This is a genomic window from Pseudomonas sp. PDM24 (assembly GCF_019218905.1).
Taxonomy (GTDB): domain Bacteria; phylum Pseudomonadota; class Gammaproteobacteria; order Pseudomonadales; family Pseudomonadaceae; genus Aquipseudomonas.
On record NZ_JAHUWR010000001.1, the window covers coordinates 1477369 to 1491807 of the forward strand.

The 14439-nt window shown below is 59.6% G+C and carries 12 protein-coding genes and 1 pseudogene; 6 read left to right on the forward strand and 7 right to left on the reverse strand.

Annotated features, from left to right (window positions below; translation table 11 throughout):
• The first annotated feature begins 85 nt into the window (after positions 1 to 85).
• On the forward strand, positions 86 to 655 hold the full coding sequence (gene phaP, locus KW837_RS06670) for a TIGR01841 family phasin (RefSeq protein WP_048393405.1): 570 nt from the start codon (positions 86 to 88) through the stop codon (positions 653 to 655).
• A 35-nt stretch (positions 656 to 690) separates the two neighbouring features.
• Here phaP and phaR read toward each other — a convergent pair whose 3' ends face one another.
• The 6 genes from phaR to KW837_RS06700 all read right to left on the reverse strand — a co-directional run bounded on the left by phaR (position 691) and on the right by KW837_RS06700 (position 8435).
• Positions 691 to 1239 (reverse strand): polyhydroxyalkanoate synthesis repressor PhaR, encoded by a 549-nt coding sequence (gene phaR / locus KW837_RS06675; RefSeq protein ID WP_123359415.1) that lies wholly within the window; start codon positions 1237 to 1239, stop codon positions 691 to 693.
• A gap of 218 nt (positions 1240 to 1457) precedes the next feature.
• Positions 1458 to 2726, reverse strand: coding sequence for an OprD family porin (locus tag KW837_RS06680; RefSeq protein ID WP_218394972.1), 1269 nt, complete (start codon positions 2724 to 2726; stop codon positions 1458 to 1460).
• A gap of 128 nt (positions 2727 to 2854) precedes the next feature.
• Positions 2855 to 4627 carry an acyl-CoA dehydrogenase C-terminal domain-containing protein gene (locus tag KW837_RS06685; RefSeq protein WP_218394973.1) on the reverse strand — a complete coding sequence of 591 codons (1773 nt, stop codon included), beginning with the start codon at positions 4625 to 4627 and terminating at the stop codon, positions 2855 to 2857.
• Positions 4628 to 4691: 64 nt separating this feature from the next.
• Positions 4692 to 6362 (reverse strand): cation acetate symporter, encoded by a 1671-nt coding sequence (locus KW837_RS06690; protein WP_218394974.1) that lies wholly within the window; start codon positions 6360 to 6362, stop codon positions 4692 to 4694.
• Positions 6362 to 6688, reverse strand: a complete 327-nt coding sequence (locus KW837_RS06695; RefSeq protein ID WP_123363997.1) for a DUF485 domain-containing protein — start codon at positions 6686 to 6688, stop codon at positions 6362 to 6364. Before KW837_RS06695 ends, KW837_RS06690 begins: the two co-directional genes overlap by 1 nt.
• Before the next feature lie 124 nt (positions 6689 to 6812).
• The gene (locus tag KW837_RS06700) at positions 6813 to 8435 is read right to left on the reverse strand and encodes an acyl-CoA synthetase (protein WP_218394975.1); all 1623 of its coding nucleotides are present in this window, start codon (positions 8433 to 8435) and stop codon (positions 6813 to 6815) included.
• Positions 8436 to 8665: 230 nt separating this feature from the next.
• On the opposite strand from KW837_RS06700, the gene KW837_RS06705 reads away from it, so the two are divergent.
• The 3 genes from KW837_RS06705 to KW837_RS06715 all read left to right on the forward strand — a co-directional run bounded on the left by KW837_RS06705 (position 8666) and on the right by KW837_RS06715 (position 12963).
• Positions 8666 to 10942, forward strand: a complete 2277-nt coding sequence (locus tag KW837_RS06705) for a PAS domain S-box protein (RefSeq protein WP_218394976.1) — start codon at positions 8666 to 8668, stop codon at positions 10940 to 10942.
• A 4-nt stretch (positions 10943 to 10946) separates the two neighbouring features.
• Positions 10947 to 11582 (forward strand): response regulator transcription factor, encoded by a 636-nt coding sequence (locus KW837_RS06710; RefSeq protein WP_123494715.1) that lies wholly within the window; start codon positions 10947 to 10949, stop codon positions 11580 to 11582.
• A gap of 238 nt (positions 11583 to 11820) precedes the next feature.
• Positions 11821 to 12963: a patatin-like phospholipase family protein gene (locus KW837_RS06715; RefSeq protein WP_256348543.1), complete on the forward strand. Its 1143-nt coding sequence runs from the start codon at positions 11821 to 11823 to the stop codon at positions 12961 to 12963.
• Positions 12964 to 12972: 9 nt separating this feature from the next.
• Here KW837_RS06715 and KW837_RS06720 read toward each other — a convergent pair whose 3' ends face one another.
• Positions 12973 to 13626, reverse strand: coding sequence for an MliC family protein (locus KW837_RS06720; RefSeq protein WP_371317108.1), 654 nt, complete (start codon positions 13624 to 13626; stop codon positions 12973 to 12975).
• A 231-nt stretch (positions 13627 to 13857) separates the two neighbouring features.
• Here KW837_RS06720 and KW837_RS06725 point away from each other — a divergent pair, with 231 nt between their 5' ends.
• Both KW837_RS06725 and KW837_RS06730 read left to right on the forward strand, forming a co-directional pair.
• Positions 13858 to 14313 (forward strand): YMGG-like glycine zipper-containing protein, encoded by a 456-nt coding sequence (locus KW837_RS06725; RefSeq protein WP_007900331.1) that lies wholly within the window; start codon positions 13858 to 13860, stop codon positions 14311 to 14313.
• 24 nt (positions 14314 to 14337) lie between these two features.
• A pseudogene (locus KW837_RS06730) lies at positions 14338 to 14412 on the forward strand (hypothetical protein); the annotation flags it as partial.
• Positions 14413 to 14439: the final 27 nt, after the last annotated feature.

The window sequence follows — 14439 nt, forward strand, 5'->3', positions numbered from 1 at the left end:
AATATCAAGGCTAACGCGATGACTGGCCGGATCGCTATCGCGTCCTCAGGCTCATCAGGGCCTTCCAGTACCAGGAGATTCAAGCATGTCTTTTTTCAATTCGGAAAAACTGCAAACCGCTCAGAAAGCCAACCTCGACCTTTTGCAGCAAATCAGCGGCAAAGTGTTCGCCAGCGTTGAACAGCTCAGCCAGTTGCAGTTCAAGGCACTGCGCGACTCCACCGAAGAGCACTTCGAAGGTGTTCGCAAGCTGCTGGCCGTCCGTGATCCACAAGGCTTCGCCGAGCTGCAGGCGTCTTTCACCCAGCCGAGCGCGCAAACCGAACGCCTGGCCGAGTTCAATCGTCAGGTTCAAGCATTGATCGTGGGTACTCAGTCGGACATCGCCAAATTGACCTCGAGTCAGGTCGAAGCGGGCACCCAGCAGATGCATGAGTTCGTTGAAACGATCAGCAAGAATGCACCGGCCGGCTCCGAGCCTGTTGTGGCCGCGTTCAAGTCGGGCCTGGCGAATGCCGGTACTGTGTTCGAAAGCGCACAGAAAGCCGTAAAACAGGCTGCCGATGTGGCTCAGAGTGGTTTCGAGGCAGCGACTGCCGCGGGCACCAAAGCTGCCCCGGAAGCTAGCGCCAAGCCTAACAGCGGTAACAAGTAAGTCACGTAAGACCGGCAGTACCAATGGCGATGGGTTTATTCCCCATCGCCATTTTTTTTCGTTCCGCCATCGGCACCGGGTTTGCCGCCGAACATGCCGAACAGGTTCTGGGTGTTCAGGTACAGCGCCTTCGACTGATCGACATACTGACGCATCAAATCCTGCATCACCGGCGCTTGCTGATGCATGAAGGTGCTCCAGGCCTCGGATGATTGCGCACCGGTCTGGGACTGGATGTCGATTACGGTCTGAATGCTCTTGTCCAGGTAACTGCCGAGTACGCCCTGATAAGGGCCGTAGAACTGGATAATCCCCATCAGCATCTCGCTGGTGAAGATCGGCTCACCGCCGCTTTCGGCTTCCAGAATCACTTGCAGCAAGATGCTGCGCGTCAGATCCTCGCCGCTCTTGGCATCGACCACCTGAAAAGCAATTTTGTCGACCACCAACTGGCGTATGTCCGCCAGCGTCAAATGACTGCTGGTGTGGGTGTCATACAGTCGGCGATTGGGGTACTTCTTGATCAGGCGTGGGGTGGTATCAGTCATGCGGGGCGTCTCGCGGCGGGCCTGGTTTGCAGGCATCTTAACCTACAATCATCATTGGTGTTTTTGAGGCCGCCTTCGCGAGCAAGCCCGCTCCCACATCTAACCGCATTCTCATGGGAGACTCGGTCAAGTGTGGGAGCGGCGGTGCGGCGATCCGACTTGCTCGCGAAGAGGCCCGCCATCACAGCACAAATCCAGCAGCAAAAAGGAGACTGCGCCGTCAAGCGAGTCCCCCTTGTGCAACCAGAACTGACTTACCAGATCGGCAAGGTGTAGCTGACGATCAGGCGGTTTTCATCCAGATCGCTGCCAAAGTTGGTCGAGCGAACTGTCGCGTTACGCCATTTCACCCCGACATTCTTCAACGGCCCGCTCTGCACCACATAACCAATGTCGGTATCACGTTCCCATTCCTTGCCTTGCGGGCGGTTGCCGCCCAGATCGATGTTGTCACCGGTGAGATAGCGGGTCATGAAGGTCAGGCCCGGAATGCCAATGGCCGCAAAGTTGTAGTCGTAACGCGCCTGCCAGGACTTTTCGTCCTTGCTGGCGAAGTCGCCGATCTGCACGAAGTTCACCAGGAACGCATCGGTGCCGTTGACGTAGGCGTAGCCGGTGTCGCCGCTCATGCCTTGGTAACCCAGGCCCAACGCATGGCTGCCGAGGCTGTAGGTGAACATCGCGCCAATCGCATTGTTATCAATATTGCTGCCGCCATCATCCGTGGAACGGGCAAAGCGCAGATCCGTCTTCAGCGACTGCCCCGTCGTCACCGGCAACACGTAGGTCAGGTTGACCAGGTGCTGGCTGTAGAAATTGTCGAGGTGACCGTAGCTGTAGCCGGTGGCGAAGTTGCTGGTCCATTTGTAGTTCAGGCTGGCGAAATCGAAACTGTCGCTGTCGAGATGACGTGTGGTGATGCCCTTAGCGCCGGTGCGGGTGATGCCCATGTCCTCGTAGTCCGAGGAGTCGCGCTGATTGACCTGCGTCAGTCGCCCGGCATCCACCGTCAGGCCTTCGAGTTCCAGCGACGTCAACTGGCCGCCCTTGAAGGTTTGTGGCAACAGCCGTGAATCGTTGGCCAGTACCGTCGGCAGTTTCGGCAACAGCGTGCCGAGTTTCAGCGTGCTTTTCGAGGCACGCACTTTGGCGGTCAGGCCCAGTTCGCCGTACTCGTCCTGTGCACCTTTGCTCGTGTCGCGGTGACGTTTGAGCAGGCCGGAGCCTGCGCGATCAGGGCTGGAATCGAGCTTGACGCCGAGCAGGCCAATGGCATCGACACCCACGCCGATCAAACCGTCGGTGAATCCCGATTCATAGCGCAGCAGGAAACCTTGCGCCCATTCCTCTTGTTTGGATTGCGCGGCGTTGTCCTGGCGATAGTCTCGATTGAAATAGAAGTTGCGCAGCTCCAGGCTGGCCTTGCTGTCTTTGACAAAGTCAGCAGCGGCGGGGGCCGAGAGGCTGATGACGCCGCCGGCCAGCAATAATCGGGTAGCGAGGATGCGGGTGTTGCGGTCCATGGTGAAGCCCCTTTGTTTTTATTATGGAAAGACAGGTCCCGCGGCCCTCGCCAGGTGGGCGAGGGCTTATCAATAAAAAACGCGAACGCCAAAAAGAGAGGAGCGTGGCGCCGCGTGCGGTTCAATCGTTAGAACTGTTCGGCGCTCAGGCCAAACAGGGAGGCACTGCCCGCGCGGATGGATTGCTCCAGGCTCAAAATGCGCGGCAGCAAGCGGTGAATGTAGAAGTCGGCGGTGGCGATTTTCGCGCCATAAAACCCTTCGTCTTCGGGCAGCTTTTGCTTGGCAACCTGCGCCATTCGCGCCCAGAGCCAGGCGTAGGCGACGTAACCGAACAGGTGCAAATACTCCACCGACGCGGCGCCGACTTCGTTGCGATTGGTCGCGGCCTGGTCCTGCAGCCAGTCGCTCAGGTCTTCCAGACGCTGCACGGCATCGAACAGTTGAGCGGAGTAGGGCGCGTCGGGCTGAAGGGCGAAATGGCGGATCTCACCGGTGAACTGGCGCAGCGCGGAGCCCTTATCGGCGAGCACTTTGCGTCCAAGCAAGTCCAGGGCCTGAATGCCGTTGGTGCCTTCGTAGATCTGCGCAATGCGCACGTCGCGGACCAACTGTTCCTGGCCCCATTCGCGGATGTAGCCATGGCCGCCGAACACTTGCTGGCCGTTGATGCAGCTTTCCAGGCCGGTGTCGGTGAAGAACGCCTTGGCCACCGGCGTCAGCAGCGCCACCAGGGTTTGCGCGTTGTCCCGTTCCTGGACGTCATCGGAAAACTTCGCCAGATCGAGTTGCTGGCCGACATAACTGGCGAACGCGCGGCCGCCTTCGGTCATGGCTTTCATGCTCAGCAGCATGCGGCGCACATCGGGGTGGACGATGATCGGATCGGCCACTTTGTCCGGGGCAATGGCACCGGTCGGCGCACGGCTCTGAACCCGTTCACGTGCATAGGCGACGGCGCTCTGATAGGACGCTTCGGCGCAGCCAATGCCCTGAATGCCGATGGACAAGCGCTCGTAGTTCATCATGGTGAACATCGCCGCCAGGCCTTTGTTGGCTTCGCCGACCAGCCAGCCGCTGGCGCCGTCGAAGTTCATCACGCAGGTGGCCGAGGCCTTGATGCCCATCTTGTGTTCGATGGAGCCGCAACTCACAGCGTTGGCATCGCCGAGTGAACCGTCGGCATTGACCAGCACTTTAGGGACGACAAACAGCGAGATGCCTTTGGGCCCTGCAGGTGCGTCCGGCAGTTTGGCCAGCACCAGATGGACAATGTTTTCGGTCAGGTCCTGATCGCCACCGGTGATGAAGATCTTGCTGCCGGTGATGCTGAAGCTGCCATCGGCCCGGGGTTCGGCGCGGGTGCGGATAATCCCCAGATCGGTGCCGGCGTGGGCTTCGGTCAGGCACATGGAACCGGCCCAGCGGCCTTCGTACATCGGCGGCAGGTAGAGGTTTTTCAGGGTGTCGCTGGCGTGGGCATCCAGCGCCAGGCAGGCGCCGGAACTCAACGCCGAATACAGGGCGAAGCTGGAGTTGGCACCGTAGAGCATTTCTTCGAACTGCACGGCGAGCATCTTAGGCATGCCCATGCCGCCAAAATCGGCGTTGCCGGAAAGGCCCACCCAGCCGCCTTCGATGTAGGTGGCATAAGCCTGTTTGAAACCGATTGGCGTGCTCACCTGGCCATCGACCCACTGGGCGCCTTCTTCGTCGCCGCTGCGATTCAATGGCGCAATCAGGTGCGAGGTGACTTTGGCCGCCTCCTCAAGAATGGCGTCAGCGGTGGCGGCGTCGACACTGTCGGCCAGGGCCGGCAAGCGTGCCCACAGTGCCGGGGCGTCGAACACTTCATGCAAGACAAAGCGCATGTCGCGCAGCGGGGCGTTGAATTCGGGCATAACGTGAACCTCAAAAGGGTGTGCGATGGGCACGGCACCGCTGGAGCAGGCCGTGCCCTTTCAATCAATGAGCGCAAGCGCTGGCGGCACCGAGGCCGGTCTGGGCGCGAACGAACTGGTCGGCGTAAGCGTCACGCTCCTTGTCGGCCCGCACGCTGCGGTCGAGTTTCGATACCACGACGATCACGAAGAACGCCAGCGGCATGGAGAACAGTGCCGGGTGGTCGTACGGGAAGATCGCCTGCGCATGGCCGAGCACGGTGACCCAGACTGCTGGTGAGAGGATCACCAGCACCAGCGCGCAGATCAGCCCGGCGAAACCGCCGATGATTGCGCCTTTGGTGGTCAAGCCTTTCCAGTACATGGCCATGATCAGCACCGGGAAGTTGGTCGACGCGGCGATGCCGAAGGTCAGGCCCACCAGGAACGCGACGTTCATCTTCTCGAACAGAATGCCCAGCAGAATCGCGATGATGCCAAGGCCCACGGTGGCCATGCGGGTCACGCGCATTTCCTGTTTCTCGCTGGCTTTGCCCTTCTTGAACACCGTGGCGTAGAGGTCGTGGGAAATCGCCGAAGCACCGGCCAGGGCCAGCCCGGAAACCACCGCAAGGATGGTGGCGAAGGCCACGGCCGAGAGGAAACCGAAGAACAGGTTGCCACCGACCGCTTTGGCCAGGTGCATGGCGACCATGTTGCCGCCACCAATCAAGGTGCCGCCGACTTCGCCATTGACGTAGTACTGCGGGTCAGTACCGATGATCACCATCGCGGCGAAGCCCAGGGTGCAGACAACAAGGAAGAAGAAACCGATGAAGCCCGTGGCGTAGAACACCGATTTGCGCGCTTCCTTGGCGTTAGGCACGGTGAAGAAACGCATCAGAATGTGCGGCAGGCCGGCAATCCCGAACACCAGGCCCAGCGACATCGAAGCGGTGTTGATCGGGTCGGCGAGCATCGAACCGGGGCCCATGATGTTCCAGCCGCTGGCATGGGCTTCGACGGCTTTGCTGGCCAGGGTTTCGTAGCTGAAGCCGAATTGCGACATGGCCATCAACGCCAGGGTCGTGCCGCCAGCCAACAGCAACACAGCCTTGATGATCTGCACCCAGGTGGTGGCGATCATGCCGCCGAAAATCACATACACCAGCATCAGCGCGCCGACGATCACCACCGCAACCGGGTAGTCGAGGCCAAACAGCAACTTGATCAACTGACCCGCACCGACCATCTGCACGATCAGGTAGCAGCACACCACCGTCAACGAACCAAACGCGGCGAAGATCCGCACTTTGTTCTGGTCCAGGCGATAGGACACGATGTCGGCAAAGGTGTAGCGCCCCAGGTTGCGCAAGCGCTCAGCCATCAGGAAGGTGATGATCGGCCAGCCAACAAAGAAGCCGATGGTATAGATGAAGCCATCGTAGCCCTTGGCGAACACCAGGCTGGACAGCCCCAGCAGCGTGGCGGCGGACATGTAGTCGCCGGCAATCGCCAGACCATTCTGGAACCCGGTGATGCCACCGCCTGCGGTGTAGAAATCAGACGTGGATCTGGTTTGCCGCGCGGCCCACCAGGTGATGGCCAGCGTGCCCAGTACGAAGACGAAGAACATGCCGATCGCATGCAGGTTGAGCGGTTGTTTTTCCACCGCACCCAGCGCGGGCGCAGCCAGTACAAAAGAAGCCGGCAACAGCCCGGCAGCGGCGAGGAGAAGTTTACGCAGCAGGTTCATTACTTGCTCTCCTCGAGAATGGCGGCACCCAGTGCATCGAAACGCGTGTTGGCGCTGTAGACGTACCAACCGGTCAGCAGCCAGGAAAAAATAATGATCGCCGCGCCCACCGGCATGCCCAGGGTCAACATCCGATGCTCGGCGAGCGGTGCATGCAGCCACTGCGGGGCAAACGCCACCACCAGCATGAACGCGTAGTAAGTGCCGAGCACGGCAGCACTCAGCGACCAGGCCAGGCGCGAACGGCTGCTCACCAATTGAATGAATTTCGGGTTGGACCGAATGCGTTCACAGCGTTGGGTATCGGTTGAATGAATGTCGATCATGGGTGGCTCCACATTGTTTTTGTTATCAGTGTGTAGGGGCAGGGCAGCGCCGAATTCGGCGTGCACGAGCCCGAAACGGCAGGTAAAGGCACCTGCCGCTTGACGGGTACAACGTTGGTTCGGGTTAGAGCGCTTTGGCCCTGTCGCGCAAAACGTACTTCTGGATCTTGCCGGTTGAAGTCTTCGGCAGCAGGGTGAAAATCACCGTGCGCGGGACTTTGAAACCGGCCAGGTGTTCGCGGCAGAAACTGATGATGTCGGCCTCGCGAACGTCCTGGTGATCAGCCTTCAATGTGATAAAGGCACAGGGCGTTTCGCCCCACTTCTCATCGGGACGGGCGACGACGGCCGCTTCCATGACGGCCGGATGGCGATAGAGCACACCTTCCAGTTCGATGGTGGAAATGTTCTCACCGCCGGAAATGATGATGTCCTTGAGTCGATCCTTGATCTCGACATAACCATTCGGATGACACACCGCCAGGTCGCCGGTGTGGAACCAACCGCCGTCGAACGCTTCGGCTGTGGCGGTCGGGTTCTTCAGGTAGCCCTTCATCACGGTGTTGCCACGCATGAAAATCTCACCGATGGTCTGACCGTCTCGCGGGGTCGGCTCCAGCGTCTTCGAATCGCCAACCATCACGCCTTCGAGCGTCGGGTAGCGCACGCCCTGACGAGATTTGATTTGCGCCCGTTCGTCCAGCGGCAACTCATCCCATTCGGCATGCCAGGCGCAGAGCGTCACCGGGCCATAGGTTTCGGTCAGGCCATAGACGTGAGTGACCTTGATGCCCATTTCTTCCACGGCGCCGATCACTTTGGCCGGCGGTGCGGCACCGGCGACCATGGCGTTGACCGGGTGATCGATCGCCGCTTTCGCCGATTCCGGCATGTTGACCAAGGCATTGAGCACGATCGGCGCAGCGCACAGATGGGTGACCTGATACTCGCGGATCAGCGTGAGGATTTTCTGTGGATCGACGCGGCGCAGAAACACATGCACACCGGCCATGGCGGTGATGATCCACGGGTAGCACCAACCGTTGCAATGGAACATCGGCAAGGTCCAGAGGTACACCGGATGGTTACCCATGGCCCAGGTCATCTGGTTGCCCAATGAGTTCAGGTAGGCACCGCGATGGTGGTAAACCACGCCTTTGGGGTTGCCGGTGGTGCCGGAGGTGTAATTCAGCGAGATGGCTTGCCATTCATCATCGGGCCACTGCCAGGCGAAAGCAGGGTCGCCTTCGGCCAACAGCGCTTCATAGTCCAGCTCGCTGACAGCCTGGCCTTCGCCGTATTCCAGATCATTAACGTCGATGACCAATGGCGGGTGGTCCAGCATGCCGATCGCCGCGTGAATCACATCATGGAACTCACGGTCGGTAATCAGCACCTTGGCTTCGCCATGCTGCAGCATGAAAGCAATGGCTTCGGCATCCAGACGCACGTTGAGCGGGTTGAGCACCGCGCCAATCATCGGCACGCCGAAATGCACTTCGAGCATCTCGGGAATGTTGGGCAACATCACCGCCACCGTGTCGTTCTTGCCGATGCCGCGACCGGCCAGCGCCGAGGCCAGACGGCGGCAGCGGGTGTAGGTCTGCGCCCAGGTGCGGCGGATCGAGCCATGGATGACGGCGGGATAGTTTGGGTAAACGCTGGCGGTGCGCTCGATGAAGCTGAGCGGAGACAAGGCAATATGGTTGACAGCCGCAGGGCCTAGCCCTTGTTCATAGATCGACATGTACGGGTACTCGGTGGCTGATTGTTAGCTCTATAGGTGACCTTGCAGCGTAGCCGCTGAAGTCGCCTTTTACGTCCGGCCTGCTTTATATAACATTCAGCTAGCGATATGGAAGTACAACCTACGTCATATAGGATATGTACTATATTTGATTCTTGCAGGTCTAAATGAATACAGTGACACCGCCAAGGCCGGTATATCCTTGGCTTCCCCAACGAAGCGGACCTGTGATGACCCTTACTCCCGTTCGATTGCACAGCTGGTTGCGCCTTCAGCGCGAGGGTGTGTCTCTGGCCGCCCGGGCCGATGCGTTGTGCCGTGCGCTGCAGGATTGCCCTGAGGTGCGCCGGGCGGTTTATCTGAGTTGGCAACCCAATGCGCGGATTTACAGCCACGAGGGCGCCGCCCAGCATTTTCCTCCGGGGCTGGGCGACCCTTCGCTGGCCAGCGATCAGCGGCTGTTTGATCGGCTGGCCGAAGCGGGGCGGTTGGATCTGGATCAAGTACGTCAACTCGATTGTTGGCTGGCCGGCCGACTGCGCCGGGCCGCTATCAGCCATGGCCAGGTGTTTGATCTGGCGTTGCAACCGGGGCAGGCGGGTTTGTTGCTGGTGGAAGTATGCGAGGGCGTGAGTCTTGACTGGCTGGGTTGGGTGCAGGACTTGCTGACGACGTTGCTGAGCAGCGTCAACGGCATGCTGCGCGGTTCACCGCTGTTGGGGCACGACCCGCAACCGAGCCTGTTGCTCGATGCGCAAGGCCGACCGCTGGAGTTCAATGCCGCGCTGTTGGCACTGCTCGCCGAAAAGCCGTTGACTGATGTGCTGGGTTTTCTGCCGGTGAATCACCGGGTGCTGGTACGCGCCTGCCTGGACCAGCAACGCGCCATCGAAGGGGTCGAAGCCCAGTTCGAAACGCAGATCCTGATCTGGACGTTTATCCCCGATCCCCAGGACAACCGTGTGCTCGCCCGGTGTCGCGATGCCACGGCACAAGTGCTGGCCGAGCGTGAAGCGGCCACGGCACGACGGCTGTACCGGCTGATCATTGAAAACACCACCGACCTGATTTCCAGGCATACACCCGACGGGCGCTTTCTCGATGCCTCGCCGGCGTCCTGGACATTGCTCGGCTACTGGCCGGAGGAGTTGCGCGGGCAAATGGCCCAAGGCTTGTTCCATGGTCAGGACCTGGCCAGCCTGGTGCAGCGCGCGCGGGATGCCCTGGAGCAGGACGGTTATCACACGATGACGTATCGAATTCGCCATCGGGATGGGCATTACCTGTGGTTTGAAACCGCCAGCCGGGCGATTCGTGAGACCTATACCGGGGCGGTGGTGGAAGTGGTCAGCGTGTCCCGGGACATTACCGCCCGGGTGCACGCCGAGGAGAACAAGCGGCGCCTGGCGGAAGTCGTCGAGGCCAACACCGATCCTGTGTTGTTCATCGACCCCGAGGGGCAAGTCACTTACCTCAATCCAGCGGCGCGGCGCATCCTGGGGATCGACGAACAACAACCGATGCCAGCCCTGAAAACGTTGTTCGCCAGCGGCGACCTGGCACGCCTGCAGCGTGATGGCTGGAGCAGTGCCGAGCGCGACGGTGTCTGGAGCACCGATGCGCGATTGCAGCCACCGGCAGGCGGCACTTCAGTGCCGGTATCGCTGGTGCTGCTGGCGCACCGTTCGGCCGGCGGCGAGCGCTATTACTCGTTGGTGGCGCGGGACATGACCGAGCGTGAACTGCGTGAAGTGCAACAGCGCCGCCATCAGGACGAACTGGCGCACACCGCGCGGTTGGTCACCTTGGGTGAATTGGCCTCGGGCATCGCTCACGAAATCAACCAGCCATTGGCGGCGGTGGTCAATTACGCCAATGCCAGCCAGCGCTATTTACAGACACTGGATTCCAATCCCCAGGCTGCCGCCCGAGTGGCGCAAGGCCTGGAGCGCATTACCCATCACGCCACGCATGCTTCAGAAGTGATCAGACGTTTGCGGGCGTTTCTGCGCAAGGGGCAACGCCGGATGCAGGCCTTGAATTTCACCGACGTCGCCCGCGAGGCCGTGCGTTTATGTGCCTGGGAGGCGAGCAATTGCCAAGTGACAATCGAGGATCGCCTACCGGATAATCTGCCGCCGATTTATGCCGACCGAGTGCTGCTGGAGCAGGTCCTGCTCAATCTCTTGCGAAATGCCATCGATGCCAACCGCGAACAACATCCGGGGCAACCCTCGCTGATCGTGATGGCTGCGGGGCAGGGCGCTGGTACAACCGTGGAAATCAGTGTGCAAGACCAGGGGCCAGGCGTCAGCGAGCCTGAACTGGAGCAGATTTTTACCCCGTTCTATACCAGCAAGGCCGATGGCCTGGGACTTGGCTTGTCCATGAGCCGCAGCATCATCGAAGGTTTTGGTGGCGAGTTACAGGCCCGACGCCAACCTGTCGGGTTGCTGATGTGCTGCCGTTTGCCGCTGGCCGGCCCAACAAAACAACAACAGGAATAACGTAATGGCAGGTGTGACGGAGCACGTGGTGTATGTGGTCGACGATGACCAAGGCATGCTCGATTCAACCGTCTGGTTGTTGGAATCGGTAGGGCTCAAAGCCTTGCCGTTTACCAGTGGCGTGGAGTTTCTCAATGCCTGTGATGCCAGTCTTGATGCCTGCGTGCTGCTCGATGTTCGCATGCCCGGCATGGGCGGTTTGAACGTGCAGGAAGAAATGCGCGCACGTGAGCTGAACCTGCCGATCATTTTCGTTAGCGGCCACGCGGATGTGCCGATCGTGGTTCGCGCCTTCAAGGCGGGCGCCCATGACTTCATCGAGAAGCCCTACAACGAACAATTGCTGCTGGACAGCGTGCAACAGGCGCTCAGCAACTGCGCGGCAAACCGCTCGGGCAATCAGGGGCACGAAGCCTTGCAGGCGCGCTTGCTGACACTGACCCCACGGGAGCGCGATGTCTTGCTGCCGCTGGTCCAGGGTTACACCACCCGCGAGATCGCCGAGCAACTGGGCGTCAGTGCGAAAACCGTCGATCTGTATCGTTCGCGGGTGATGAAACGCATGCAGGCCAATACCTTGCCGGACCTGGTGGGCATGGCCATCGCCGCTGAACTGGTCGATCCGCTGAAGCTGCGCTGATTGCTGGCGTTTCTAATGATCGTCCATGGGGGGGAGGATCAGCCGCAGGACAGACCGGACGTCCCGCCAACCCCATGGCTGCCTTTGCTTGCGCTAGCATGAAAGATGTTCAGGCCACTCGCCATTGAGACTGGTCATGGGGGGGGTCGAGTGTGCGTGACGGGCTCTGTCAGTTGCGGGGGCCGGAGGAGGCGTGTTGAAACCATTCCCGCTCAGACCTGGCGCCTCAACCCTGAACATGTTGCGTCAAGCATGCCTGCAACGCCGTGATGCGGTGCCGCCAACGTTAACGGAAAAAGCGCTGATCCCGGGCATTCCAGATGCTCGCTACTGGCTGGACCAGGACCTGACGCCGTTCATTCGGGATGTGAGCCAGGCCAACCTTCGAGAGGCTGAGGCACTCGCCCGCGCAGGGCTACCGAATGACATCCTGCCGAGGGCAAATTTGCTGGCCGTTTCGGGTGGCGGTGACGCTGGCACATTCGCCGGGGGCATCATTGCGGGATGGACCCGGCATGGGACTCGACCTGTATTCAAAGTCGTCACCGGTATAAGCGCTGGCGCCCTGGTCGCCCCGTTTGCCTACCTGGGGCCCCAGTACGACGATGTCATTGTGCGAATCTGCAATGCAGTCGGTCCAAAAGACATTTTCCATGCGCGCAATTTGCTGACCCGTCTTACCAGCGATGGCATGGCGCACAGCAAACCACTGTCGCGGCTCATTGCACAGCACGTCACTGCCGAGATTCTTGCGGCGATCGCCTCGGAATACGCCAAGGGACGGCTCCTGATGATCGGTACCACCGACCTTGATTCAGGGCGCCCGGTCACCTGGAACATGGGCGCTATTGCCTCCAGCCAGGCACCGGGAGCGCTCGAGCTGTTTCGCAACATCATGGTCGCGTCGATGAGTATTCCCGGTGCCGTCTCACCCGTCATGATTGATGTGGACGTTGACGGCCACCCGTTTCAGGAAATGCACGTGGACGGAGGTGTCCTGACGCAGGTGTTCCTTTACCCACCCGGCACCGTGATGGCGCTGAACCAGGTGCCCGGGGCGCGTTTGCGTCGTGAACGGCATTTCTATGTGATTCGCAACGGCAAACTGGAACTGCAATGGTCCGGAACGAAGCGCCGAACCTTGAGCATCGGCGGTCGAGCCATCAGCGCATTGATCCAGACTCAGGGGATCAGCGATCTGGATCGAATTTACCGAATTGCCCAGCAGGATGGGGCGGACTTCAATCTGGCGTACATCGGCTCCGATTTCCGCATTTCTCGCCTCCATAAATTCGATGGCGAGTACATGAAGCGCTTGTTCAAATACGCCTTTGAACTCAGTGCCAAAGGCTATCCGTGGCATAAATCGCCGAGTACGTGAGAGACGGTCTCAGCTGACAGGCTCGAGCATACAACTCATTTCCCCTGAGCCTGGCTTCTGGAAAAGCACCGCGTTGCCGTCTTGCCAGAAGCTGTAGTTCCCTTGGGAATCCTTGCCGGTGTATTGGGTTCCTGAATCATTCTGCACCTGACTCAGGGTGATCGAGCTGTTCGCCCATTTCAGGTACACGACACCAGGCTGGGTGTTAAAGAAAGTGGCGGCAATCAGCGCGTTTAACCCTGTACAACGAAACGCCAGGGGGCCTTCGGTGAGTCTGTCCGGATCCTTGGTTCTCGCAATGGCCGAGCCTTGGCGTAGCTGGTGCGCGCGCTCGGCATAACTTCGGATTGTGCATATCTTGGGTGCAGGCTCGGAGGCACACTGATTGCGAGCGTCGATCCAGAACTGCTGGTCGATCATGATTTTGTCCGGACGCGGTACTGAATGATCATCCGTGAGCGCCAGGCGATAAAGACGCGTCAGTTCGATATCCATTTGCATCAGTTGTGGATCGCGACAGATAAGCTTTTCGACGGAAGCCCTTGCCGTCGCGCAGTCGAAACTGGTGTGGAAGATGGGCGAAGCATTTGCACAGGTGCTCGTCGCCGCGCACACGCTGGCAGCGAACAGACAGGTGAGCGCTTTCATGTTGGGTTGATTCATTACCTGATACCCGGATTGCTGTGGGATCTATTGATCCGTTGAACAGTCATTTGTTCGCATTGGGTGTATCGCAGTGTAAGTCAGTGCTTAAAAATTACCGCACCAATTCGAGGGGTGCACACGTACAAAAGGAATTAGAAGTTCCACTCTAAGAACATTGTTCCAGGGTTAGTCGCCAAACGCTGAACTAGACTCAAATATCCAAAGCACACTGATAACAGTGGAGGCTTTATGAAGAAATCCATCCCCCCCTGTCTGGCTACGATTGTCTCGGTATTTTGCCTTTGCGCTTCAGCCGAGACCGTAACGCCGCTCAAAGGGCAGTCCCCCGAATTGATTCAGCAGGACATCAGCTCATGCCAGGCTCAGGCCGGGAGTGCGACAAGCACCAGCACGACGTCTCAATCAGGTGGACGTGCCCGTGGTGCCGCTACTGGCGCAGTAGCCGGTGCGGCGGTTGCCGGAGCACGCGGTCGTCAGCATGACGAGCTTTATGACAAGGTAGACGACGATGTTAAACAGGAATATCGACAGAACCAGGCCAAGGATGCGGCGGTGGCAGGTGCGGTTGTAGGTGGATCTCGGCAACGTCAGGATCGTCGCCAGGATCGCCGGGCAGAACCGGCGGCTACTGCTTCCGCCTACAACAGTTGCATGCAGCAACGGGGCTATCAGATCACCCCTTGAACTGGCGTTAAAGGCTTGAAGAAAGCCAAGAGCATGAAGATCTGTATCGTCTTTGACGGGCGCGACGGTGCAGGGAAGGGCGGAACGATCAAGGCGCTCAAGCCTGCCTGACCACAGAGGGGGTGC

What these genes read in the sequence shown, in the direction of transcription:
- KW837_RS06685 (WP_218394973.1), bottom strand. Translation starts at nt 4,627, where the DNA reads ATGCCCGAATTCAACGCCCCGCTGCGCGACATGCGCTTTGTCTTGCAT.
- KW837_RS06715 (WP_256348543.1), top strand. Translation starts at nt 11,821, where the DNA reads ATGTTGCGTCAAGCATGCCTGCAACGCCGTGATGCGGTGCCGCCAACG.
- KW837_RS06690 (WP_218394974.1), bottom strand. Translation starts at nt 6,362, where the DNA reads ATGAACCTGCTGCGTAAACTTCTCCTCGCCGCTGCCGGGCTGTTGCCG.
- KW837_RS06700 (WP_218394975.1), bottom strand. Translation starts at nt 8,435, where the DNA reads ATGTCGATCTATGAACAAGGGCTAGGCCCTGCGGCTGTCAACCATATT.
- KW837_RS06680 (WP_218394972.1), bottom strand. Translation starts at nt 2,726, where the DNA reads ATGGACCGCAACACCCGCATCCTCGCTACCCGATTATTGCTGGCCGGC.
- KW837_RS06695 (WP_123363997.1), bottom strand. Translation starts at nt 6,688, where the DNA reads ATGATCGACATTCATTCAACCGATACCCAACGCTGTGAACGCATTCGG.
- KW837_RS06705 (WP_218394976.1), top strand. Translation starts at nt 8,666, where the DNA reads ATGACCCTTACTCCCGTTCGATTGCACAGCTGGTTGCGCCTTCAGCGC.
- KW837_RS06720 (WP_371317108.1), bottom strand. Translation starts at nt 13,626, where the DNA reads ATGAATCAACCCAACATGAAAGCGCTCACCTGTCTGTTCGCTGCCAGC.
- phaP (WP_048393405.1), top strand. Translation starts at nt 86, where the DNA reads ATGTCTTTTTTCAATTCGGAAAAACTGCAAACCGCTCAGAAAGCCAAC.
- phaR (WP_123359415.1), bottom strand. Translation starts at nt 1,239, where the DNA reads ATGCCTGCAAACCAGGCCCGCCGCGAGACGCCCCGCATGACTGATACC.
- KW837_RS06725 (WP_007900331.1), top strand. Translation starts at nt 13,858, where the DNA reads ATGAAGAAATCCATCCCCCCCTGTCTGGCTACGATTGTCTCGGTATTT.
- KW837_RS06710 (WP_123494715.1), top strand. Translation starts at nt 10,947, where the DNA reads ATGGCAGGTGTGACGGAGCACGTGGTGTATGTGGTCGACGATGACCAA.